Genomic DNA, 21,668 nt, shown 5'->3' on the forward strand with positions numbered 1-21,668 from the left:
AAAAAGCTCAATCAGGCACTACTCCTCAATTCGATAAATCCGATCCCCGCAATTCCAGAGATACATGATTGCGGATACCGGTGCTTTTTCGGCTTCCCAAAGCCACCCGCTATAAGTGGTCGTATTGCCAAAATAGCCCTCGGTCACGATTTCAAATTCCGCATCCGGAAACGCATCCATAAACTCCCGCAGAGAAAGGGCTCTCCCGGTAAAGCGCCCCTCTCCCAGCGTTTTATTGAATATCAGCGCGCGGCACAAGTCCAAGTCACACCCCTCAAAGCGAAATTCACCCGGGCATTCCACTTCCTCGCCTTCGACGAATCGAAATATACGGTCGAGCTTAAACGTCAGGGTCTTATTATGGAACTTAATGCCGCATACCCGACTATTTTGAAGGCTTTTATCGATGTGCCTGCTTCTATCCTGTATATAGTCCATCCGCTTCCTCTGTCAGCGCCCTCTGTGCTTCTCTTTTCGCTTCTGCTGTTTTAACAAAAACAGGCGCTCCGCTTTTGCCTGCTTTTCTTCTCTGTTCTTTTTCCTGCTTTCCAGGCGCTTCTCTTCATGCTGCAGTTTTAGCTCCTGCTGTGACTTTGTCCCGATTCCGACATGTTGCATTTGTCTCTTCGCATCACGCTGTGCTGTCTTCGGGTTCTTCTTTGCTTCTCTTCGTTCCGTCGGCACAGACTGACTGAAGCGCAGCTCATAAAAATGTCTTTGTATGAAACCGGCGATTTCATAGTCCTTGGGTTCCGCCCCGAAGGTGATTTTTGCTGCCGATAACTGTCCGCCCGCAATCCGCTCAATTACGCCAACCCAAAACGGATCGGCAAAATAAACCGTCAACTTGATAACTACTTTGTCCATGACAATCCCTCCTAAAATTCAACTCATGAACAAAGAACGGACAACCCGGAGGGCAGGTTACTTACCACGGCTATGCCGTGACGGCCGGGCTACCTACCGGCTCTGGCATACATTGCTGTACGCGTTGCGTTTTTATCTTTGTTATTTTTTATCGAGCTCGTCAAGTTCCCTTGTATTCTTCCGTGAGCTCATCCGCCAAATACATATCACTCATGCAATGTAAATCCGATACACCTTCATGTAGCAAAGGGTACAATTCGGACTTGTAAAAGAAATCCGTCGCTTCATCCAATGAGATATGATTTTTCTCGGCAAAACACGCTATGACTCGTGCGAATTTCTTTTGCAATAAAACAGGACTCGCTTTCATATCTTTTCGCACCCCATATATCTTAAGCAAGTAAGCGCAGCGTCTGTTCTGAAGGCAATCTGCATGTTTGGTTTTTCATACCGTAACCTTTTAATTGCCTCCGTCTTATCAATCAAATTCTCGAAATACAGTTCAACCGTATTAAATACCTGGTCATTTGCAATACCACCACAAACCGCATCGTAATCAGAACTATCCTTCCCGCTTCTGCATGCAAGTATAAATTCAAGCCACTCTTCGGAATAGGAATCAAATCTCAATACCTTGAGCCGCTGAAACAGCTCCTCATCGAATATGTAATTCGATATAACTCCTTGTTTTCCCCTTTTGACAAACTTCCCGCACCATTTTACTGCTTGCTCACGAATGGACGTCAGGTAAAACCCTTTTCCAAAGTCAAGATTCGGTCGCGAGTGTAGCAAATCCGGATTTTCGATTGCAAGATAAGAGCCATGATAAAGAATCATACTTCTACACCTCTTTCCTTCATGACTTCCAAGATATCATCCACAATATATTCTTTACTTTGCGTGTGAAGTATCTCATATTCCGGCACAATATAGGATTTTAAAATATCGCTTTTTTCCGTCAGTGCTCGATAGACACTCTGCGCATCCGTATGCAGAGCCACTGCGAGGTTTTCGATACAGAAGACTACAAACTCCAGTTCATTCTTTGATGCTATCACCTGCGACATTGTATTCCTCCCTCACTTCTACACCCCTCTACGGCAACGCTACGTCTCCACAATGAATGCATTCCCCCTATTAACTTTCTCCCTTTTGGGGTTTCTGATTCTAAATAACAATGCCGAAGCAATAACTAAAGAAGAGTCCTGCTGCTATGGCCGAACAAAATAAAATGGCAAAGAGGAATAACACACTCAGAATAACATGTCTTGCTAAATGGTTTTTTCTATTTTTCTTTCCATCTGTCAATGCAGCAGACACCAGCTTTTTGTCTTCTCCCGACATTGTTCTTTCTCCCTTGTAAGAGACCTAACTCATTCCAATGTCTACTTATAAATACTATGCAGAATGAGGTAGCTTTCTAATTTCATGGATTTCCCTGACTTGCAACGCGCAGATGACAAGTTGATCTAATACAATTACGATCATCAAAAAAGAACGAAACTTCAGAAATAAAAGCATCAGTATAAATCCAAGCGTCAAGATCCCGTTGCACAAAATTCGTCCAGTGGTATTCTTAAGATCGCCCCTGCTGTAGGGCAGGTTCTGATGCTTTTTTAAAGAAACTTTCCCTAAAAAACAGGAGATGAGGGAAAGCGCAAAAACAACGCCTGCCATCACCGCGATAAAAGGCGCCAGGGCTGAGATGACCGCTCCCGGAGCCTGCATAAGGATAGGGATGAGCACCATATCGACGTTGGGAACCGATGTCCGGGCATACCGCGCTCCCCATATGCCAAGAGCTGATACACCTGCTGCAATCAAAGCACCAAAACAGCTATGAACCCATTGAAGATGGTCCCAATCCATATCCAGTTCCTGACTTTTGCCATCAGCAGTTCCTTTCCAGCAACTCAATTTTTCCTAATTTGCAACAAACAAAAATCACTTAGATAGTATAACAAATTGACAGATCACAAATCTATGAATGTGAGTGGTGATAGAAGCAAATCCTTTCAGGATACCTTCATTCACGTAGTAGAACAGCTCTTTTCCCTGTGGCGGTCGGGTAAAGGATAAACAGATAGCGAAGAAATTATTAAATTAACACAGAATACCATGAAGGCTGGAAGAAGATCATTCCAGACCCTCCAGCCATTGTGTGATCTCATTCAGAGCCAACTGATGATTCCCGATCTGACAATGCTGTTCGCCGCCTTCCGCCTGTGTGAAGACACACTTTTTTACCGACCTTGCATTTGGCAGACTGCTCTGAAGTCGTTCAAATTGGTCTATGGGAATATAATGATCTTTCTCTCCGGCAAGAAGCAGGCAGTCCTGTGTGATCCTGTCGCAAACGCCTCTCAGGGTATGCTTTTGTACTTCCTGATAAAAGCGGTACGGGCTTTTCGTATGGGTGATATATTGACCTTGCGATAGTGCCCAGTCCGCCAGAACGCTTTTATGCATGGCAAACCGGACCAGATGATTCACCAGCTTTTCTTGTTTGTGAGCAAATACCCAGCGGATCAGCCTGCGCAGGATCGGAGGGAAGACGTTTGTCATGATCTCTAATCCATCATCCGCGACATCATAGGCGACAGCCGCAGAGATTCTTTTTTCAAAGGCTGCAGCACGCATCACAAAATATCCTCCCCAGGAAATGCCGATCATCGGGCAGTGGTTGATCTGATAATAATCCAAGACACATTTTGTGGGTTCTTCCCATGCATAGGTTAGTGGCAAACCATACTTAAGTGTTTTCCCCTGCCCATCGCCCTCAAAGAAAAGAAGCGTATACCCCTGGTCCAGCAAACCGAGAGTGGCCGGTATAAATTCCTCTATAAAGGAATCATACCCGCCGCAGACCAATAAGATCTTTGTATTGGTCTGCTCGCCTACCTTAACAGAATGCAGGAAAGCGCCCTTGTAGGGAATATCACAAATGGTATAAGGGATATGCAGAACGTCAAACGCTTTATAAAAATTTTCTATCGCCTTTTCATACATCCGATCTTTTTCCGGATGCGTCTCTTTCAGGAAAAACTCTGCCATCCGGTAGGCATAAGCGGCATGCATGTACCGATTTTTCTGTTCTGCCCTCTGTCCGATGTTTCGCCAGGCAGAAAACCATGTGTCCAGATTCCTTACACCAGACAGGGCTGTGACGATTTCATCATGATCTCCCGCCACTTCTCCATAGGTCAATACCCGGTTGATCTGGAAATTCAACTGCTGAATGGGCGTTATCTGTTCATATGCCATTTCCCTACCTCAAAACTTCCATATTTCCGTATGGGGATGCAGACAAAAAGTTGGACAGGTAACAGACAATTCTTTCCTATATCCCTATCCAAACTGGAACTTTTTCTATAATCGACTCATATAGAATTTATCAGTTCATTAATTGTAGTAAAATCATCTAAACACTCCATGTAACGACTGCCAGAATATACGATTTATATTTTAACCGCTCGCAATAATAAGTAACCCTCTCTGTACAATTCCAACTATATAACCGCCTAACATGGTGTATGAATTCGCACTTAAGTCAACTAAAAAAATAGCTAATATTCCCAATTCTTATTCTGATAAATGCAATCTAGCATAAATTGTAGGATAGTCGTTGATAGTTCGGACTCTCTAAGTGTTTTCATTCCGTTAACTGGCTAAACCATATTCCCAATTATCAAGGCAATACCCAGCCATATAAAAAAACAGTATGTCAAACTAACAGCAATAGCTGACAAAACGAAACAACTATCCGACAGAAAACTAACCGCTTCCGCCAAGTTATCGCCCTCTATGCTTCTCTTTTTCCTGTTTTTCCCTCTTCGTTCTCTTCCAAACATTTCACTTAAAGCTGCGGTATTAGCGTCCGCCCGGTGAGGAAAAGCTTGTCGACAGACTTATGGCTGACGGCTTCTTTCCATATCGATTACCGCGTAATTCGACTTCGGCATCGAAGATAAAATATTCCCAGTAAGGTCAGATTTAAAATCGTCACTACGATACTTGCTTCGATTTTGTATGCCCCGCCCGATAGCAGTTTGTTTGCGGAAGCCGTCATATTCAAGACACTCGGATAGTCATCTGCCAGGCTAACACCTCCGAGTATTAATGCCCCGATGATATTCCATATCGCATGCGCCATGATAGGTGCAAGTATCGTTTTCTCCGACTCATATATCGCTGTCGCAAAAAGACTCATTGTAACAACATTGATGACCGGAATGATGCCCGCTTCGAATGCGCCGCCGTGTAGCAAGGTAAAAATTGCCGTTGTCACGATTACGGCCGCAGGAATATTGTATTGCTTTTTCAAAAGCTGATAGATGTACCCTCTTACAAGGAGTTCCTGCATGATGACATTTAGAAAAGCTGAGAGTATCCAAAGCCATAAGAGCGAGACTTCATTTTTGCCTGTGATTTCCAGCTGCTTCGAAATAAGCAGAATTGACGAAGCCGCTCCGATCCAAAGAGCACCTGTGACAATTCCTGTCAATGTCCCTTTTCCGATATTTTCTTTTATCGGTATGCTCACGCTTTTCTTCTCGATCAGGTAAAAGACCACAGTAAACAGTAGCAAAGCCACCAACGGAATCATCTCCGCAAAGAATCTCCATATCGCGGGTTGACTGCTCGGAATGTCAATACGCCCGAGCAGCATAATCCACCCGATAAAGAAAACAGCTATTTTCAAAATTGTACTCGATAATTTCTTCAAGCGGATTCTCCTCATGATACTTTGTGTAATGATCCGTCCGGCTCGGCAATACAGCGCCCACTTTTTTGACAGACTCTGCCCTAGAATCGCTTACCGAAAAGCGCTCTGCCTTCCCGATGTGTTCGTTATCCGATTCTCCGCATTTCGCTTCTTTGATTCGGCTAAGCAGTCCTTCGGATTGCAACGCTTCTATACCTGCGTACGGGATAGCAAACAAAGTATCCCGTTTGCCAGAATCAATAAATGAAGCACAATATGATAGAAATCCGGGATTAGGCGCTTTTCACTCACGGGAATGAGCCTTAACGTTCCTCGAAAGCACTCATTGTAGCCTTTCAACTTTTGTTTGGAAGCACCGAATATGGTGTAGTACCAATGGCAGAAAAACTGGATTACAAACCACAACACTAAGATAGCGAACAAAATCCATTTGCCGGTCGGCTGAAAAAAGTAATAACTGATCAGTCCTATGCTGTACAGACAGAGCATGACAAACTCTGCGCTCCGAAATCCCATTCCTTCGACAAGAATTCGTTTCCCGAAGCGCCATGTGATTGTACATCCCAGAAACCATATCCAAAGCAACAATTTCACGAATATCGTTACTGTCACATTCATTGATCTATCTCCACAGAGAAATTTTTGCCGCCTTTTTGAATATCAGTGCCCGACTCTCTCGAGCAGCGCCACCGTCTCCACATGCCCCGAGACACCACTATGAATGTCAGCAGTAAAACTAAACATATCTACCGTGTGCATCCGACCGAATATATCTGCTCATATTAGCTATGCTGCCGAATCAAATTCCCGAATTTTTGAGAGGAACTGATCCATATATCCATGAAGTTCCTCTTCTCGGCGGAGCAACTCGTCAATTGCTTTCTGGTCCAAGCTGTGAGTTAGTGCATCTCTCAACTTTTTAACTGTACGACTGTCGGCTATTTCTTTACCTCCAAATAGGTGCGTTAGAAGATCCTTATCAAAATCATAACCGGCATATTTCAAAGCATACGGAGCCTGCTTCATATTTACCTGAAGTCTATCAGAATGCTCTCCAGTTTTATTGAACTGGTGATCTTCCAGCACAACCTTATAAACAATCTCGCAAATACCAAACTTCTCTTTAAATACAGCTATTTTTTCCTTGATTTCTTTATCAGCATATACTGCTTCAAGCCGTCCGAGTTCAGCTTTAGCCCTGTTTCTCAGCGCGAGCTGTTCTTCTGGTGTTAGCGGTGTTACTGTTTTTGCCATACTCATACCTCTTGCAAACAGATACTAATTTCGCCTAATAACCGTAAGTTTCCTGGTTTCAGGATCAAATTCAGCGACCTTTGTGCTGCCTATCAAGTGTCTATTTGTTCTGTAACAATACTCGGCCAGCCTCTCATTTCTTTTTGAATGGCATGACCGCAGCATTACGTTGTACTTTTCAAAATTGTCTGGAAGGAACGACAGATAAAAAGCTGCTTCATTTGTAAACCCCATCTTTGCGCTCGGCACATTACCTGTTTCTGTCCAGGTATACCGTTTTCATTCGATGGCTATTTTTTTATCCTTATTCACGATATCGAACTTGTGATCCTTCGCCGGATTCCCTATCAGAATCTTAACCTCAAGCTCGAACTCGGATCCGTACTTCTCCCGGAACCATTCCAGAACCGCCGCCTGGAAGACTGCTCCATTCCTTGGATTGTCTGAGTTACTCGTATTTCATTTCCCTTCGATTTATGGTCAGGTACAGTTTCTATGGCACAAGAGGCCGTGACCTATCCATAGCCTCATCATCTGTTTCATATGTCAAATCAAACAAACCGAATAGTTCCTTTTTGACAAGGATTCTTCGGGCTTCAAAAAATGTATCGAAGTCCTTAAGCTCCATAGAAACTCCTGCAGGCTGATAATTAATTGTGTTGCCCGCGCCGATCCATGTAGCCAGTGGAGTTTTATTCTTACTTTCGTTTTCGCCGCCTTCAAGGAACTGAAGATTCGGCAGAAGGTTCCGTTTCCGCTGCCAGTCAGCAATCTTTCCTTCCGAAAGCCCAAGAGCTTTTAATGCTTTTGTCTCAAAACCCACGTGCGGGTGACAATGATCCTGATGGAAGGATACCTGGTTAAGCTTCAGGTTAGGATACAGCAGTGCCAGTAAAACATATGTGTTACGTCCCGTTTCATAATGCTCCAGCCAGTATTCCACATCATCTTTTGATACTTTAAAGTTTCTGCCGCCTGTAAGCGTTACATCCTTGAAAAGGCTAAGCGAGAATTTTGTTTTTCCGCAGTCCAGGCACTTAAGCACATTCCTTGTATTGTTCAAGGCGCTGTTACTTGCAACACCAAACAGCCTCTTTGCCATTGCAACAGACAGGAATTTCTTTACCTCCTTCTTTGAATCAGCGTCTTTAAGCTTGCCGCCCTTAAAGAGATAATAAACAATCGGCATAGTTGCGTTATAAGAAGTCAGGGTTTCATTTGAAATACCTACTGCTGCAAGCACATCCACCATACCCTCTGCTGCTGCACTGATTCCGTCCCATTTATTCCTGATGTCCTCTATTGTCTTCCTCGTTAATGACTGAATCTTTAAATTGGTATTCGCATCAACAAGTACCAATGCGAGCATCATAAGATAGTCCCGATTAAACTGGAATCCGTCACCTTTTGAATTCATGGTCTTCAAAAGATTTTCAACATTATCCTTTCCGGTCTTCCATCCATCAATCAATGTTGAGAAGAGCAAATCAGATTTTGCCAGCTTTCGTCCTGTTGAGTTTACTCTGACAAAGATATCGAGAGCCTCATCATAGTCATTTTCAATTATGCAGTAATAATGAATCAGCCCGCCACCGGAAGAATCGTGAAGCCGCTGAAACAGTACCGACAGATCATGTCGTGATTCTTTACCATAACCTGCGTTAATCAGTTCTTCCAGATATGTATCAAGGTCATCATATGCAACGATCGTCTTGACCTTGTACCAATTTCCGGATTGAGCATCATCCGCTGTCAGAAATGCAAACCTCTTTTTAGGGTTCTCATCATCCTCCTCTGAGCCGTTATAAAAATCGAGATTATAGTACAGTTCACGCGTTGTCCACGATTTCGGATTATCCCAGGCATGTCCGCGCCCCCCCTTGTAGGAAGTGTATGATCCATATAAGGCGATATTAAGCGAAGTGATTCTCTGCTGGCCATCAAGTACAATATAGTAATCCTGTTCATCGTTAAAGAATTCCGGAGCCTTTTCATTCTTTGATTTTCCCTGTGTAAAATCTCGCAGGAAAAAGTAAAGGTTAGGTTTTTCCTCATTCAGCACCTTACGGGAAGTCTTCCACATGATGCAGGAACCAACAGGGTACTCATCTACGATGGATTCAAACAGCCCTTCTATTTCTGTATAATTCCAGACATATTCTCTCTGGATATCCGGTAAAAGCATATTCTGATTCTTCGCATATTTCAAAGCGTCTAAAACGCTCATATCTTCAAATTTGTTTTTTGTCGCCATATGTCAACCTCTTCTATATGTGGTCTAAAATGCTTTATTGGGCATAATCACGCTTAATGTAATTTAGTTCAATGTCCTATCCGAGCTTTTCCATCATCTGCAAAAAGGTCTTATTCACGATCTTCTCCGGATTCTTGATAAGGCTGTTTACATACGAAGGAGAGGTTCCCACCTTTTCCGCAAGCTCCGCCTGAGTGGTCTGTTCCTCTACGCACTTTACCTTTACATCAATTTCAATATTGTTTTCCAGCATACTTTTACCGCCAATTGTGTTGTTCAATTCAATTTCACTAACAGTGAAATTTATTGTACCGCATTTTCTTGGCCGATTGTAAAATCAGGTTGAACAGGTAAACTGAAAAGTCCATAAAGCTTCTCTTTGGTAGAATATATGTGCTCAATCATCATTCACAAGGAGAAGACCCTATGGACCAAGTACATTCTACAACTGAACACAGGAAGGGTAAACATCTTTCATTTGAAGAACATGTTGTCATTCAAACTCGTCTCAAAGATGGATGGACACCCAACAGGATCGCCGGAGAGTTAGGTTGCGCGTCAAACACCGTTCGTAACGAGATCAAACGCGGTACCGTCACTATGATCTTCTTGAAAAGAGCGCTTTCATCTCTTATGTAGAAGAGCACTTCTTTGAAGACGCATGGTCGCTGGATGTCTGTGCCCACCGCGCTCTGAAGGATGGAACGTTCACCAGAGAGCAGATCGTCTGCACGAAAACACTTTACGGCTACGCAGATCTTGGGCTACTGAATATCAGAAACATTGATCTTCCGGAAAAGCTGCATCGCTCACCCAAAACAGCATGAGTTCGCGAAAACAAGCGAGTTCTGGGCAGAAGCATCGAGGAACGGCCAGCCAGCATCGAAGATCGTACGGAGTTCGGACACTGGGAGGTGGACCTGGGCATCGGGTCAAAAAGCGGTAACGATGACGCGCGACTTACTATGATTGAGCGGAAGACCCGCGAATACCGGATGATTCGCATACCGAGCCGCGATCCGAACGGAGTCATGGAAGCGATTCGAGAGGTCAGATCCCAGTACGACGAACACTGGGATGATGTCTTCAAGACGATCACCACGGACAACGGCTCCGAGTTCTCACTGTTGTCTGGACTGGAGGACCTGAGCAATACACTGGTCTATTTTGCCCATCCGTATACCTCTTGTTTTATTTTCAGCTTTCCATAGACTATGACGACATGTCTTTAATATAGTCATGGAATATCATTGTCTCTATTGCAGGAGTATTAGAGGCAAACGCTGCCTGCTCAATTCCATTTGTAATCAAAAGCCTCTCCCATAGCTTTGGATATTTCTCAAAATCAAATCGATTATCACCAAGGATAACATATTCATCTATTTCGGTATGTTCTTTCAGGTAATCAATAATTCCCTGTCCTCTGTTGTTCCAATGATCTTTTGTGGTTCCGGAAATCTCAAGTTTATGTTCCCTCAACTTTCCATTCAGATACTGAAGATCATCGCCTATCCTTTTATTCTTCCAATCTGATGTCAGTACAATGTCTGCACCGCCATACTTTTTGATGGCACCGGCAAGGATTGCTATTCTCCTGTCATCTACGCCTATATGACCGTCAGGAGATGCTACACACGTCTTTATTGTATTCAGCACACCATCTACATCCAAAAATACTGCAAAACTCATTTCATCGCGCCTCCTTCGTGAAGAATTAACCCCATGGCAACAATTTGATTTCACTTATATTATGGAGAAATCGAGCAACTCTACCGCTGGTTGAGTTTTTGAAACACGGCTCCCCGCCGCCGATGATGGCAGTGTGGGAGCCTTGGTCTGTTTTCTTTAGTTCTTTTTCTTCGGCGCAGGTAGCTCAAAATACATCGCTTCAAGCAGTTCTGTTAGGAACTCCTTATTGTCAACGTCATCAACGAGTAGCATTTCCTTTGCACCGTCATACGGCGGTTCCATATCTGCATTCGGCATCATAGCCACAGCGGACTTCGTAGGCTTCACGAGAAATCGGTCATCATAAATGCCGCCGACAATCTTGCCGCGATAATAGATGATGAATTCGCCCATCATCGCCCGGTAAGATACATCGTTCAGTTCAGACAACTGCTCTAATATGAAATCCAAGTATTCTTTGCTTGATGCCATATAACAATTCCTCCAACATCTATAACAGACACTCAACTCCCCAACATCTAACTTGGCAACTCAACTCTTTGATATCTAATCCGGCAACTCAACATTCACACCTTTAACCGGAGTTATTCTTGGAACTGCCAAAACCCGAAAATCGCCCGAAATCAAAGACTTTTGAGCCTCTTATGTGTCTTTCCTTGGCATCAATACTACCGTCTCAACATGGCTCGAGGCGATAGCAAGTACGTCAGGTGCCTTCGGTCGTAAACGGAAACTGTTCAATCGCCAAAATCCGCCCTTTGGTCGTTCGTGTTAACTGGTCAAGACGGATTTTCGTCATTTGGTCGTCAACGGGAAGTGGTTAACACTTCTCTGACCGTTGCCGCAAATTCCTCCGGCGATGAATATTGAAGATTATGACCACACCCATCTATAATCTCCATTCCCTTGTCCACTGCAGATATTTCTTCAAAATATGCTTGTACAGAATCCACCGGACATATCCAGTCGCATGAGCCTGACACAAAATATACAGGCATATCATATTCCTTGCTTCGGGCATCGGCATCGAAGTCAAAAGTGTATTCAAACAATTGCCTGTTGAGATTCCAGTAATCTTCAATATCGCCGAGCTGCTTCAAAAACCATCGGAAATCATCTACTCCAAAATATGGTGACCTGACAGCAAGCATCGTTGCCTTATCCGGAACTGCTACCGGATGATATTTAGAAGTAAGATGCCGCAAACTCATCATATTTGAAATGCTGTCGTCTTGCCGGAATGCTTCAAATGCCTCTTCAAGTTCTGTTGTATCATCGCCTTCAGCCTTGGCTTTGTACAGAGCATCTTCATAACTGTAAATGTCCATCTTTTCAAGTGAAACAACCTGTGCTGCTCCGATATACGCAGAAACCTTTTCAGGATGCAATTTGACATATTCGCTTCCGAGAATTGTGCCATACGAATGTCCAAGAATGATTACCTTATCCTTGCCAAATCGATTCAAAGCATAATCTACAAGATTATCAAGATCTTCCAGTGCCTGGCTGAAACTTGCGGTTTCGTTCTGAGAATCATCATTCAAATTATGGAAGTATGTCCTGCCGCATCCTCGCTGATCCCATGCCACAAAGGTATAATCATCAAGGAGAAAATCTGAAAAACCGTAAGTGGTATATGCATCTGGCGATGATGGGCCTCCGTGCAGATAAATGATTACAGGATTCTCCGTATTCATCCCTCTCATCTGGACATATTGTTCCTGCCCGCCAAGCATAAGATAGTCCGCCTCATCTACCCCGCTTTGAACCAACTTGTAGTGCCGCAAGAAATTGATATTTCTGTTTCCTATGACGAAAAGAAATATTAATACAATAACTATCCCAAAAGCAGCTAAAATCCATTTCAGTATCCTGAACGGCAATTTTCTCTTCCGCTTTCCATAAACTTCATTCCTATGCAAAATATGAATTTCAATATGTCCTATTCCAAGTATGATTGCAGAGATAAGCATCGGTGCATTGCTTCCATATATTCCAAGCAGAAAGAAAGTTATCACCGGCAGAGAGGCTTCCGGAACCTTAAACCCGATCAGACTTCTATAGAATTCCTTCATCGACTTCTCGCTTCGAAAGTATCTGATCCAGTAAATCTCATATAAAACCATAAAAAGGAAGGACAGCACCAGCCATCCAGCCCAGTAAGTCTTACGGATATTAAAATCTGAAAACACCAGCGCACAGATACACACCAAAATTTCTCCTATCCGTTCAAGTGTCATCAGAAATTTATTCTCATTTCCTGCGTACTGTTCATATCCAACCGGCCTGTTCTTTGCCCACACAATATTCGGAATAAACAGCATGAGCAGATAAATCAGTCCCACATATGAAAAGCCAAAATGAAACATTTATCTTATACCGTCCTTAATCTATTTACATGATTCTTCATCAGAGCACCTCCCAGTGTCCGTAGCGTTTGCCACCAACTCGCTCTATTTTTCAATTATTTTTTTATTTATCCAATGCTCTGTAAACAGTCCTGAATTCTGTTCCAGTTTCCTGAGACATTTGCGCCGCTGTTGCGTCAGGATTGTTTTGGATAAGGTCAATAATCTCCATTTCCAAACTGCCACCCAAACTGCCATCTGGCAGTTTAGAATCTGGCACTTTGGCACTTTGGAGAGCATTAAACTTCATCATGATATCCTCGCCGTGGACGATATATTCCGGCTCATCTGCTCCAAGTGCCTTACATGCATCACATATTTTCTGAATGCCTCGCCCCCAGCTCTCAACGTATCACGCCCGGTAAAATACTCTCGCCATGTCCGGATTGAACGGCTTTGATGAATGAGGTTCCATCAGGGTTTCCGCTGTCCACCCGAAGGGAAGCAAACTGCAGTTACTGATATACATTACATCTTCGTGTATGCGGATCTGAACCGGAATATTATCCGCCCAATTGCAATGAATCAACGCGTTATAGACTGCTTCACAAACAGCCTCGCGTGCGTAGGGATATGTTTCCACTCTGGTCTCTTTATAATAAGTTACAGCTGCCTTCAGGTACTTCAAATAAATCAGATCTATCACACGGTCTGCCATCAGAATAAGGGAGCCGTGAACCTCGTCCTGATACAAAAGCTCACTGCCTTCAAATTTACCAATCTTAACATAGCATCCGCTGATGACCTTCACTGGATCCCGATAAAAACAAAGTGCACCTGCTCTTTTCAGGTTTCTCTCTGACAGAAGATCAAGCTTATCCAAAAGCTCATCATTATTTATTTTCAGCTTACCATAGACTATGACGACATGTCTTTAATATAGTCACGGAATATCATTGTCTCTATTGCAGGCGTATCAGAGGCAAACGCTGCCTGCTCAATTCCATTTGTAATCAAAAGCCTCTCCCATAGCTTTGGATAATTCTCAAAATCAAATCGATTATCATCAAGGATAACATATTCATCTATTTCGGTATGTTCTTTCAGGTAATCAATAATTCCCTGTCCTCTGTTGTTCCAATGATCTTTTGTGGTTCCGGAAATCTCAAGTTTATGTTCCCTCAACTTTCCATTCAGATACTGAAGATCATCGCCTATCCTTTTATTCTTCCAATCTGATGTCAGTACAATGTCTGCACCGCCATACTTTTTGATGGCACCGGCAAGGATTGCTATTCTCCTGTCATCTACGCCTATATGACCGTCAGGAGATGCTACACACGTCTTTATTGTATTCAGCACACCATCTACATCCAAAAATACTGCAAAACTCATTTCATCGCGCCTCCTTCGTGAAGAATTAACCCCATGGCAACAATTTGATTTCACATATATTATGGAGAAATCGAGCAACTCTACCGCTGGTTGAGTTTTTAAAACACGGCTCCCCGCCGCCGATGATGGCAGTGTGGGAGCCTTGGTCTGTTTTCTTTAGTTCTTTTTCTTCGGCGCAGGTAGCTCCAAATACATCACTTCAAGCAGTTCTGTTAGGAACTCCTTATTGTCAACGTCATCAACGAGTAGCATTTCCTTTGCACCGTCATACGGCAGCTCCATGTCTGCATTCGGCATCATAGCCACAGCGGACTTCGTAGGCTTCACGAGAAATCGGTCATCATAAATGCCGCCGACAATCTTGCCGCGATAATAGATGATGAATTCGCCCATCATCGCCCGGTAAGATACATCGTTCAGTTCAGACAACTGCTCTAATATGAAATCCAAGTATTCTTTGCTTGATGCCATATAACAATTCCTCCAACATCTATATCGGACACTCAACTCCCCAACATCTAACTCGGCAACTCAACTCTCACACTTTTTGAGCCGGATTGCCCTTGGATAAGTTACCGCAGAGCGATTGCCGCCTCCGCCTGTCCGAAACCACCTAAAGCCGAAAAGTGCCTGAAATCAGGGGCTTTCGAGCTTATTCCACTCCAACCTTTGACATCAATACTACCGTCTCCACATGGCACGATTGAGATGGATGTCAAATACCCGCAAAATCCTCGAACAATCGTCCCGTTCATTCGCTGGAATTGGTCAATCGCTTTTTTGACCGCAAACTCGCCATTTTCTCAACTGAGCTCGTTCTCGGAAACAGGTCGATGTACCTGTCCCTACTATAATAATGCAGACGCACAGATTTCCCAATCGTCTCAAGACTTCGCTCTGAGGGAATAAGTCGAGAAAGTCGTCAATTTCCATCGTCTCAACATACCTATTCGTTAAGTCAACACTGTACATTGAATGTCCGGTTACTCCTTTTCAATGTCCGATTATTCATGCTAATGTTCAGTTTTTGATTTCAAGGTTTACTTTTCTATACTTCTGGTTCTTGCTGTTCGGCTTATCAGGTATCGTCATTTCAATCTTCCCTGCCTCAAGCAAAGGAACCAGATATCTCTCTCTGAAATTCTTGCTGTCAGTAAGGCCAAGGTAGTCCATCATCTCGCGTTTGCTTCGCGGCATACTACAAAACTCAGTTAATTCCACCAGCCTTTGATCCACGTCTTGAGGGGCAACTTGATGGGTATCTTGGGGGGCAACTTGGTGGGGATCTTGGGTAGTCGGCCCGACTGTAGCAGTTGCCGCCTCTGAAAGGGGAATCACAGTAGTAAACACATCAGCTTCCGTGAAAATCGGCTCTCCGCCGGAATACAGCTTCGTGTACTTATAGCTATTGCGCATGCCGCTTCCCAACTCGTCAGCAAGTCCGATCTCGCGGAATACTTTTGCTATCGGCGGATTCTTTGCAAATGGCTTGAATGTTTTCAGGTTCAGGTTTCCATGCCCGTGCGCAAGGTTGGCGTTTTCTGTTGTGATCTTATCCCGTTCAATAACAAGCTTCGGTACATATCCGCTGGAAAAATCACGGTGCATGAGCAGATTGGAAATGATCTCACGCAGGATTCTATCTCTGGCGCTTACCCTCTGAATGCCATCCAACGTGAATACGTCGTTTAAATGCTTCTTCCCGAATTCCATCAAACGGTCATAACTTTCAATCAAGTTTGTGATTACCACATCCCTATCATCATAACGATCCACATTGAACACTCTGAAAATAGCATCCGTCTTGTGCTGCGGCGGCTTCTGTAGTTATCCCTGCCCAAAGTGCCGTGAAAGCCCATGTTTACGGCATTTCTGCTATATGCTCTTGCGCCCGGCAGTCGTCCTGTCAGGCTTTGTGATCTGTATTCTGTTGCTGTGCCCATCCGAAAACCGAGCCTCCTTTCCGCCACACACACGGGATAATTAAAAGGTGGGAGATAATTAAAAGTGTTATAGCTCATCATACTTCGCAGAGCTGCCTTTCGCTTTCTCCACTGGATACTTGGCTTCATTCTTAGTCATCTTGCTCATCACGATCTCGTCCACATCCAGCCCCAGCTTATCCAGCATGTTCTGGCAGTAAACGATGACATCAGCCAGTTCTTCCTTCACGTGCTCAAGGTCATATTCTGTGTCGCTCCACTGGAAGCACTCCAGAAGCTCGTTGGCTTCAATGGAGATGGACTTGGCAAGGTTGGCTGGTGTGTGGAACTGATCCCAGTCCCTGTCATCTGTGAATTTTCTTATTCTTTCTATGGTTTCCTGTTTCATGCTCATTATTTCTCCGTCTCACGATATGGATACGTCTTGTACAAATCCTTAAAACTATTATTCATATTCGTAAGCTCATCTAATGTCATTCCCTGAGAAATATATACATCTTTCCAAAGTCCATCAGATGTGTCATACACAAACCGTATTTGAACTGCGTAGACTTCTCCAACCTGCGTTATGGCAAATGTTAAATACGGTTCCATGAATGTCATGAGCAAGCCCGTCTCCTTGCCGACAAGCACATCATCTATTGACTCAGTCAAATCTTGAAGTTCAAAACTCAGAAGGCATGTATCCTTTTCGCTGAATGTCAGCTGATCGTCCGAATAATCAATTTGGACTACAAGCCAGTTGGCATCATAGGCATCGTCCTTCTTGCCTTTTTCAGGAAATTCATATCCGAGAACATGAAATTCCAGATGCTTATTCTCTTCTGTAAACTTAACGCTCATTCTTTATCTTCACCTTTTATGACAGGACATATCCTACTTGTAGCAAGTTTTATGTTCATCTTGAATTCCTCCCTGAGATAGTGTGTAAAGTGGGAAAAGTTTGTATAGTGGAAAAACTGCATTCAACTTTTCACTATTATCTCAATTTTTGTGGAGAGAAAAAAGATGACAGGTTATTGACCATTTACGCTTTACCTACTAGATTTCATAATATCTATAGCAAACTTTCCACTTGCTGCAGCAATAGGAAGTCCTCCACTAGTTTGAATCCATTGACTTGCAAGGTATAAATTATTTAAACCTTTAATAGTGCTCTTAACATACTTGGTTTGATATCCTTTCTGTGGATTAAAACTCATGTAACCCCCTTTATATGCATTACACCAAGTTATAAATGTAACTGGAGAATATGTTCCAAGTACGATGAGTTTCCCTTGAAGCTGTGGATACTTTTTTTCAATTCTTAATCTCAAGTCATCTGCAAGACGCTGTTTTTCTTGATTGTATAAGCTAAAATTATTTTTTAGTCCAAACCAATAGGCATAATTTTCATCATTTTGTAAAATATTACATTGAATGACTCTCTTTCCCATTGGAAATAGTGTCTCATCATAATCATAAACTCGCATTCCACAAAAATTGTGTGTTTCCCCTGCAACATCATATTCATCACAAGGAAAAATAATGCTTCCTTTAGGTAATTTCAAATCCTCCTCAGTAGCTATTCCAAATGCAACCTGATAACATGTATTAGAAACATAGCCCTGTGGATTATCATACATATACCTAAGATTTTTATCTAAATATTTTTCACCAATTAAGTCATAGAAAAGATAATGTGGGTCTGCACACCAAATATAGTTATCTGATTTGATTACCTCTCCATTGTTGCCCAGAATACTAACAACTTGACCATCTACAATATTTATTTTTCCAATATTAATACCCAGATGCAACTTCCCACCTAAGGATTCAAATTTAGCAAGCATTCTACCAACCAATCCAACAGAACCTCCTTCTGGTATAGCTGCCGTGTTGCTTGTAAAAAAAGCATATGATGCAACAAAGGAAAGAGCGTTAAAATTGATATTAAAGTAATTTTTAAACATTGCTCTAATGTAATGATTTTTAAAGCGATTGACAAACTCCTCCATCGACTGCTTTCCATATTCCTTAATTGCTTTACTTGCATCTTTCATGCTCATCCCTAGTTTTATAAATTGCAAAGGATTCATATGAGCAATCGAATAATCGCATGGTGGCTTTACACACTCTAAGGTTTTGGCACAGTCAAAAAACAAATTTAATTCTTTGTAATCTTCTGGAGCAAGCTCTAAAAACTCTTTTCTTGCTTTCTCTAAATCTCTCCACAAATTTAGTGTTATTCCATCCATATTCATACAATATAAATATGGCTCACGATAGATCTTTAAACCATCAGAAATAACCCCAAGATTTTCCCACATTTTATATAGTTGTTCATCCTTATTGCATCCAACAAGAAAATGTATACAATTATCTATATGATATCCTCGCCTGTTCCACCCTGTACACTCACCTCCAGGCATTTTGTTTTTTTCATATATTTCTACTGAATAACCAGCCTGCAATGCATATATTCCGGCACTCAACCCCGAAACACCTGCTCCAATAATCACTACTTTTTTACCCATACTGTCTCAACCTCTCCTTCTTCAACAAAAAAACAAAATTTCTACACTGCTTAAATTAATGATTTCACTATTTCGCTTTTTATCTATGTTCTATGCTTTCAGTAGACTATTTCACGCCACTCTCTGATTGTAGGATATCTTTACAAGAGAGGTTACATCTACTACGCTACTTCGTTGCTCGTACAAGCAGTGTTACGCATTCTCCGGTTTGCTGTCTCCAATCACCACTTTGCCTTGCCCCTAGCTCTTGGACATCTGTCGCATGGGTAGTACCATCTTTTAGTTTTCGTCAATACCTGACTTAACTAAAAGGGTAACGGCTTCGCAATGCATGGTTCTCGGAAAGTTATCGACCGGGCGAACGCGCGTTAACTCATAGCCGTTGGCGCGAAGGTATTTTATGTCCCGCGCGAGAGTCGCGGGGTTGCAACTCACATAGACAATGCGCTCGGGAGATAGTTCCGCCATGGTGCGGAGTGCGGTCTCATCGCAGCCCTTACGCGGCGGGTCCACGGTAATCACATCAATCCGGGTGTCCGGATTTGCCTTCTGCCAAGCAGGCAGCACTTCCTCGGCGGCGCCGGTAAAGAATTCCGCGTTTGCAATGCCGTTTCGCTTGGCATTTTCTTTTGCGTCCCGGATGGCGGCCGGCACAATTTCCACGCCGTATACCTTCTTTGCCTGCCGCGCCAAAAAGAGGGAGATGGTCCCGATGCCGCAGTATAAATCCCAGACAGTCTCGTTTCCGCTAAGCGCCGCAAACTCGAGCGCCGCGCCGTACATGGCCTCGGTCTGAACGGGATTCACCTGATAGAAGGAGTGCGGGGAGATACGGAAGCGAATATCGCCTATGCTGTCCTCGATATAGCCCTTGCCGTAGAGGGTGCGCACCGTGTCGCCGAGTATCACATTGTCCCGACGGGTGTTGGTATTGAGGACCAGAGTCTCAAGTTTAGCATCCCCTCTGTCCGCTGCCTGAAGCTCCTTGAGCAGCGCCTCCCAATGCGGCAGTTCCTTGCCGTTTACAATGAGACAGAGCATATAGCCCTGAGTCGCACGGCTCTTCCGTATCAGGGCGCGGCGAATAAGCCCCCTGCCGCTCTCTTCGTCGTAGGGGGCAATCCGAAAGCGCTCCATCCAGGCGAGTATCACTTCCAGAATGCGCGCGTTTTCCGCGGCGCCGATATCGCAGTCAAGCCAGGGAATCACGCGGTGACTCCGGACAGCATAAAAGCCGGCAACGGGTCTTCCGTCCTCGCCGGCTGCAAAGGGCACCTGGGCCTTATTCCGATAGCGGGAGGGGTACCGCATTCCGACGATGGGTTCCATGACGGCATCCAGCCGTTCCGCCGGGACTTCACCGATGCGAAGCAGGTCTTCCCTTACTTGATTCGCCTTTAAGCGAAGCTCGGCCTCGTAGGAGAGCGCCTGCAGTTGGCAGCCGCCGCAGCGCTGCTCGACCGCACAGCGCGGCGTGACACGCTCCGGCGAAGCTTGTAAAAGTGTTTTCACGCGCGCAAAGCCGTATTTCTTTTTGAGCTTCATCGCAAGGCAGCGCGCCGTGTCCCCGGGGAGGGCGCCCTTCACAAACCAGACAAAGCCGTCCGACTTGCCGATGCCGAGCCCCTCATCGGAGAGCCCCGTAATTTTTAGTTCAAACTCATCATTCTTACGCATGCGGTCTTCTCTTTCTCTCTTCAAAGCGCATTCTTCCGCGCTTATACGCCGCTCTCGGAGGTCTTTCTCAGGTTGCTGTCCAGAAAACGGTTAAACCCGAGCCAGCCGTTATTTGCCCCGGCGGCATTCAGGAGTTCGATAAAGGTCTCCATCTTTGCGTCGGTATTGTCCGCAAGATTCAAGGCCATGGCCTCAATCAGCGCGGGCTTCTTCGGGGAGCCGAATTCAAACTCGCCGTGGTGCGCTACTATGCAGTGCCGAAGCTCTGTGGCGCGCTTCTCGGGGAAGTTCGGAATCTTTGCGATGGCCGCCGCAAGCATCTCACAGCCGATCACAATGTGACCGAGCAGCTGTCCCTCGTCGGTGTAGGCATTTTCCGGAAAAGCCGAGAGCTCGCGGGTCTTTCCGATGTCATGACAGAGCGCCGCAGTGATGAGGAGATCGCGGTTCAGAATGGGATAGGTCCCGCAGTAGTAGTCGCAGAGTCTCGCGACACTTAGGGTATGCTCCATGAGGCCGCCTATGAAGCCGTGGTGCACGGACTTGGCCGCTGAGCTAAGGCGAAAGCGCTTCACAAAGGCAGCATCGTCCACAAAAAAAACTTTTAAGAGCTGCTTGAGATAGGGATCGCGTATCGATTCGATGCAAGCCAAAAGCTCCTTGTACATCTCGTCGTTATTCCGCGCGGAGACCGGCATATAGTCGCCGGGATTATACTCGTCCTCGTTTGCGCGGCGGATGCGACTCACCTTGAGCTGCAACTTGTTGTTGTAGAGGATTACATCCGCATCGACCGAGACATAGTCCAGTTCCTCGAAATCGCCGATACCGGGGTTGCCGGGTTCCCATATCTTTGCGTCCACCACGCCTGTCTTATCGCGAAGCTGAAGGCTCTCATACTCCTTTCCGCTCTTCGTCAAGTAGACTGCCTTCTGCTGGCAGAGGTAAACTTCCGAAATATGGGTGTTCTCCCGGAGCGTCTCGATATATTTCATGTCA

At 44.3% G+C, this 21,668-nt stretch carries 25 protein-coding genes and 1 pseudogene; 1 reads left to right on the top strand and 25 read right to left on the bottom strand.

Features of this window, described 5'->3' with window-relative positions:
• Window positions 1–18: 18 nt before the first annotated feature.
• The 12 genes from QU660_RS07700 to QU660_RS07755 form a co-directional block, all read right to left on the bottom strand.
• On the bottom strand, window positions 19–438 hold the full coding sequence (locus tag QU660_RS07700) for a hypothetical protein (protein WP_304945946.1): 420 nt from the start codon (window positions 436–438) through the stop codon (window positions 19–21).
• A 12-nt stretch (window positions 439–450) separates the two neighbouring features.
• Window positions 451–867 carry a YjdF family protein gene (locus tag QU660_RS07705; protein ID WP_304945947.1) on the bottom strand — a complete coding sequence of 139 codons (417 nt, stop codon included), beginning with the start codon at window positions 865–867 and terminating at the stop codon, window positions 451–453.
• Window positions 868–1,027: 160 nt separating this feature from the next.
• The gene (locus QU660_RS09865) at window positions 1,028–1,237 is read right to left on the bottom strand and encodes a DUF3791 domain-containing protein (RefSeq protein ID WP_288976929.1); all 210 of its coding nucleotides are present in this window, start codon (window positions 1,235–1,237) and stop codon (window positions 1,028–1,030) included.
• Window positions 1,234–1,704, bottom strand: a complete 471-nt coding sequence (locus QU660_RS07715) for a DUF3990 domain-containing protein (RefSeq protein WP_304945948.1) — start codon at window positions 1,702–1,704, stop codon at window positions 1,234–1,236. The genes QU660_RS09865 and QU660_RS07715 overlap by 4 nt, the downstream gene beginning before the upstream one ends.
• Window positions 1,701–1,934, bottom strand: a complete 234-nt coding sequence (locus tag QU660_RS07720; RefSeq protein ID WP_304945949.1) for a DUF3791 domain-containing protein — start codon at window positions 1,932–1,934, stop codon at window positions 1,701–1,703. Before QU660_RS07720 ends, QU660_RS07715 begins: the two co-directional genes overlap by 4 nt.
• 100 nt (window positions 1,935–2,034) lie before the next feature.
• Entirely contained in the window at window positions 2,035–2,211 is a 177-nt protein-coding gene (locus tag QU660_RS07725; RefSeq protein ID WP_304945950.1) for a hypothetical protein, read from the bottom strand.
• A gap of 54 nt (window positions 2,212–2,265) precedes the next feature.
• Window positions 2,266–2,784 (bottom strand): hypothetical protein, encoded by a 519-nt coding sequence (locus QU660_RS07730; RefSeq protein WP_304945951.1) that lies wholly within the window; start codon window positions 2,782–2,784, stop codon window positions 2,266–2,268.
• Window positions 2,785–3,003: 219 nt separating this feature from the next.
• Window positions 3,004–4,131 carry an alpha/beta fold hydrolase gene (locus QU660_RS07735; RefSeq protein WP_304945952.1) on the bottom strand — a complete coding sequence of 376 codons (1,128 nt, stop codon included), beginning with the start codon at window positions 4,129–4,131 and terminating at the stop codon, window positions 3,004–3,006.
• Between the two features lie 673 nt (window positions 4,132–4,804).
• Window positions 4,805–5,593 carry a CPBP family intramembrane glutamic endopeptidase gene (locus tag QU660_RS07740; RefSeq protein ID WP_304945953.1) on the bottom strand — a complete coding sequence of 263 codons (789 nt, stop codon included), beginning with the start codon at window positions 5,591–5,593 and terminating at the stop codon, window positions 4,805–4,807.
• Between the two features lie 786 nt (window positions 5,594–6,379).
• Window positions 6,380–6,847 carry a hypothetical protein gene (locus QU660_RS07745; protein ID WP_304945954.1) on the bottom strand — a complete coding sequence of 156 codons (468 nt, stop codon included), beginning with the start codon at window positions 6,845–6,847 and terminating at the stop codon, window positions 6,380–6,382.
• A gap of 493 nt (window positions 6,848–7,340) precedes the next feature.
• The gene (locus QU660_RS07750) at window positions 7,341–9,101 is read right to left on the bottom strand and encodes a DUF262 domain-containing protein (protein WP_304945955.1); all 1,761 of its coding nucleotides are present in this window, start codon (window positions 9,099–9,101) and stop codon (window positions 7,341–7,343) included.
• Between the two features lie 76 nt (window positions 9,102–9,177).
• Window positions 9,178–9,354 carry a helix-turn-helix domain-containing protein gene (locus QU660_RS07755; RefSeq protein ID WP_304945956.1) on the bottom strand — a complete coding sequence of 59 codons (177 nt, stop codon included), beginning with the start codon at window positions 9,352–9,354 and terminating at the stop codon, window positions 9,178–9,180.
• Between the two features lie 173 nt (window positions 9,355–9,527).
• Between QU660_RS07755 and QU660_RS07760 the strand changes: the two are divergent.
• A pseudogene (locus QU660_RS07760) lies at window positions 9,528–10,291 on the top strand (IS30 family transposase); the annotation flags it as partial.
• Window positions 10,292–10,313: 22 nt separating this feature from the next.
• On the opposite strand, the gene QU660_RS07765 reads toward QU660_RS07760, so the two are convergent.
• The 13 genes from QU660_RS07765 to QU660_RS07830 form a co-directional block, all read right to left on the bottom strand.
• Window positions 10,314–10,790, bottom strand: a complete 477-nt coding sequence (locus tag QU660_RS07765; protein WP_304945957.1) for an HAD domain-containing protein — start codon at window positions 10,788–10,790, stop codon at window positions 10,314–10,316.
• 156 nt (window positions 10,791–10,946) lie between these two features.
• Window positions 10,947–11,261, bottom strand: a complete 315-nt coding sequence (locus QU660_RS07770; RefSeq protein WP_304945958.1) for a TfoX/Sxy family protein — start codon at window positions 11,259–11,261, stop codon at window positions 10,947–10,949.
• Between the two features lie 335 nt (window positions 11,262–11,596).
• Window positions 11,597–13,135, bottom strand: coding sequence for an alpha/beta fold hydrolase (locus tag QU660_RS09805; protein ID WP_330693198.1), 1,539 nt, complete (start codon window positions 13,133–13,135; stop codon window positions 11,597–11,599).
• Window positions 13,136–13,262: 127 nt separating this feature from the next.
• Complete coding sequence (locus QU660_RS07785) at window positions 13,263–13,451, bottom strand: hypothetical protein (protein WP_304945959.1); 189 nt, start codon at window positions 13,449–13,451, stop codon at window positions 13,263–13,265.
• 99 nt (window positions 13,452–13,550) lie between these two features.
• Entirely contained in the window at window positions 13,551–13,949 is a 399-nt protein-coding gene (locus QU660_RS07790) for a hypothetical protein (RefSeq protein WP_304945960.1), read from the bottom strand.
• 107 nt (window positions 13,950–14,056) lie between these two features.
• The gene (locus QU660_RS07795) at window positions 14,057–14,533 is read right to left on the bottom strand and encodes an HAD domain-containing protein (RefSeq protein ID WP_304945961.1); all 477 of its coding nucleotides are present in this window, start codon (window positions 14,531–14,533) and stop codon (window positions 14,057–14,059) included.
• A gap of 156 nt (window positions 14,534–14,689) precedes the next feature.
• Complete coding sequence (locus tag QU660_RS07800; RefSeq protein WP_304945962.1) at window positions 14,690–15,004, bottom strand: TfoX/Sxy family protein; 315 nt, start codon at window positions 15,002–15,004, stop codon at window positions 14,690–14,692.
• A 549-nt stretch (window positions 15,005–15,553) separates the two neighbouring features.
• On the bottom strand, window positions 15,554–16,309 hold the full coding sequence (locus tag QU660_RS07805; protein ID WP_330693199.1) for a Fic family protein: 756 nt from the start codon (window positions 16,307–16,309) through the stop codon (window positions 15,554–15,556).
• 234 nt (window positions 16,310–16,543) lie between these two features.
• The gene (locus QU660_RS07810) at window positions 16,544–16,864 is read right to left on the bottom strand and encodes a nucleotide pyrophosphohydrolase (RefSeq protein WP_304945963.1); all 321 of its coding nucleotides are present in this window, start codon (window positions 16,862–16,864) and stop codon (window positions 16,544–16,546) included.
• 5 nt (window positions 16,865–16,869) lie between these two features.
• Complete coding sequence (locus QU660_RS07815) at window positions 16,870–17,319, bottom strand: WapI family immunity protein (RefSeq protein WP_304945964.1); 450 nt, start codon at window positions 17,317–17,319, stop codon at window positions 16,870–16,872.
• A 191-nt stretch (window positions 17,320–17,510) separates the two neighbouring features.
• Window positions 17,511–18,992 (bottom strand): phytoene desaturase family protein, encoded by a 1,482-nt coding sequence (locus QU660_RS07820; protein ID WP_304945965.1) that lies wholly within the window; start codon window positions 18,990–18,992, stop codon window positions 17,511–17,513.
• A 279-nt stretch (window positions 18,993–19,271) separates the two neighbouring features.
• Complete coding sequence (gene rlmD / locus QU660_RS07825; protein ID WP_304945966.1) at window positions 19,272–20,669, bottom strand: 23S rRNA (uracil(1939)-C(5))-methyltransferase RlmD; 1,398 nt, start codon at window positions 20,667–20,669, stop codon at window positions 19,272–19,274.
• Between the two features lie 41 nt (window positions 20,670–20,710).
• A complete protein-coding gene (locus QU660_RS07830; protein WP_304945967.1) occupies window positions 20,711–21,664 on the bottom strand; it encodes a 3'-5' exoribonuclease YhaM family protein in 954 nt (317 codons plus the stop codon).
• Window positions 21,665–21,668: the final 4 nt, after the last annotated feature.

This window comes from Stomatobaculum sp. F0698, from assembly GCF_030644385.1.
GTDB lineage: Bacteria > Bacillota > Clostridia > Lachnospirales > Lachnospiraceae > Moryella.

What these genes read in the sequence shown, in the direction of transcription:
- QU660_RS07700 (WP_304945946.1), bottom strand. Translation starts at nt 438, where the DNA reads ATGGACTATATACAGGATAGAAGCAGGCACATCGATAAAAGCCTTCAA.
- QU660_RS07705 (WP_304945947.1), bottom strand. Translation starts at nt 867, where the DNA reads ATGGACAAAGTAGTTATCAAGTTGACGGTTTATTTTGCCGATCCGTTT.
- QU660_RS09865 (WP_288976929.1), bottom strand. Translation starts at nt 1,237, where the DNA reads ATGAAAGCGAGTCCTGTTTTATTGCAAAAGAAATTCGCACGAGTCATA.
- QU660_RS07715 (WP_304945948.1), bottom strand. Translation starts at nt 1,704, where the DNA reads ATGATTCTTTATCATGGCTCTTATCTTGCAATCGAAAATCCGGATTTG.
- QU660_RS07720 (WP_304945949.1), bottom strand. Translation starts at nt 1,934, where the DNA reads ATGTCGCAGGTGATAGCATCAAAGAATGAACTGGAGTTTGTAGTCTTC.
- QU660_RS07725 (WP_304945950.1), bottom strand. Translation starts at nt 2,211, where the DNA reads ATGTCGGGAGAAGACAAAAAGCTGGTGTCTGCTGCATTGACAGATGGA.
- QU660_RS07735 (WP_304945952.1), bottom strand. Translation starts at nt 4,131, where the DNA reads ATGGCATATGAACAGATAACGCCCATTCAGCAGTTGAATTTCCAGATC.
- QU660_RS07745 (WP_304945954.1), bottom strand. Translation starts at nt 6,847, where the DNA reads ATGGCAAAAACAGTAACACCGCTAACACCAGAAGAACAGCTCGCGCTG.
- QU660_RS07750 (WP_304945955.1), bottom strand. Translation starts at nt 9,101, where the DNA reads ATGGCGACAAAAAACAAATTTGAAGATATGAGCGTTTTAGACGCTTTG.
- QU660_RS07755 (WP_304945956.1), bottom strand. Translation starts at nt 9,354, where the DNA reads ATGCTGGAAAACAATATTGAAATTGATGTAAAGGTAAAGTGCGTAGAG.
- QU660_RS07765 (WP_304945957.1), bottom strand. Translation starts at nt 10,790, where the DNA reads ATGAGTTTTGCAGTATTTTTGGATGTAGATGGTGTGCTGAATACAATA.
- QU660_RS07770 (WP_304945958.1), bottom strand. Translation starts at nt 11,261, where the DNA reads ATGGCATCAAGCAAAGAATACTTGGATTTCATATTAGAGCAGTTGTCT.
- QU660_RS07785 (WP_304945959.1), bottom strand. Translation starts at nt 13,451, where the DNA reads ATGATGAAGTTTAATGCTCTCCAAAGTGCCAAAGTGCCAGATTCTAAA.
- QU660_RS07795 (WP_304945961.1), bottom strand. Translation starts at nt 14,533, where the DNA reads ATGAGTTTTGCAGTATTTTTGGATGTAGATGGTGTGCTGAATACAATA.
- QU660_RS07800 (WP_304945962.1), bottom strand. Translation starts at nt 15,004, where the DNA reads ATGGCATCAAGCAAAGAATACTTGGATTTCATATTAGAGCAGTTGTCT.
- QU660_RS07810 (WP_304945963.1), bottom strand. Translation starts at nt 16,864, where the DNA reads ATGAAACAGGAAACCATAGAAAGAATAAGAAAATTCACAGATGACAGG.
- QU660_RS07815 (WP_304945964.1), bottom strand. Translation starts at nt 17,319, where the DNA reads ATGAGCGTTAAGTTTACAGAAGAGAATAAGCATCTGGAATTTCATGTT.
- QU660_RS07820 (WP_304945965.1), bottom strand. Translation starts at nt 18,992, where the DNA reads ATGGGTAAAAAAGTAGTGATTATTGGAGCAGGTGTTTCGGGGTTGAGT.
- rlmD (WP_304945966.1), bottom strand. Translation starts at nt 20,669, where the DNA reads ATGCGTAAGAATGATGAGTTTGAACTAAAAATTACGGGGCTCTCCGAT.
- QU660_RS07830 (WP_304945967.1), bottom strand. Translation starts at nt 21,664, where the DNA reads ATGAAATATATCGAGACGCTCCGGGAGAACACCCATATTTCGGAAGTT.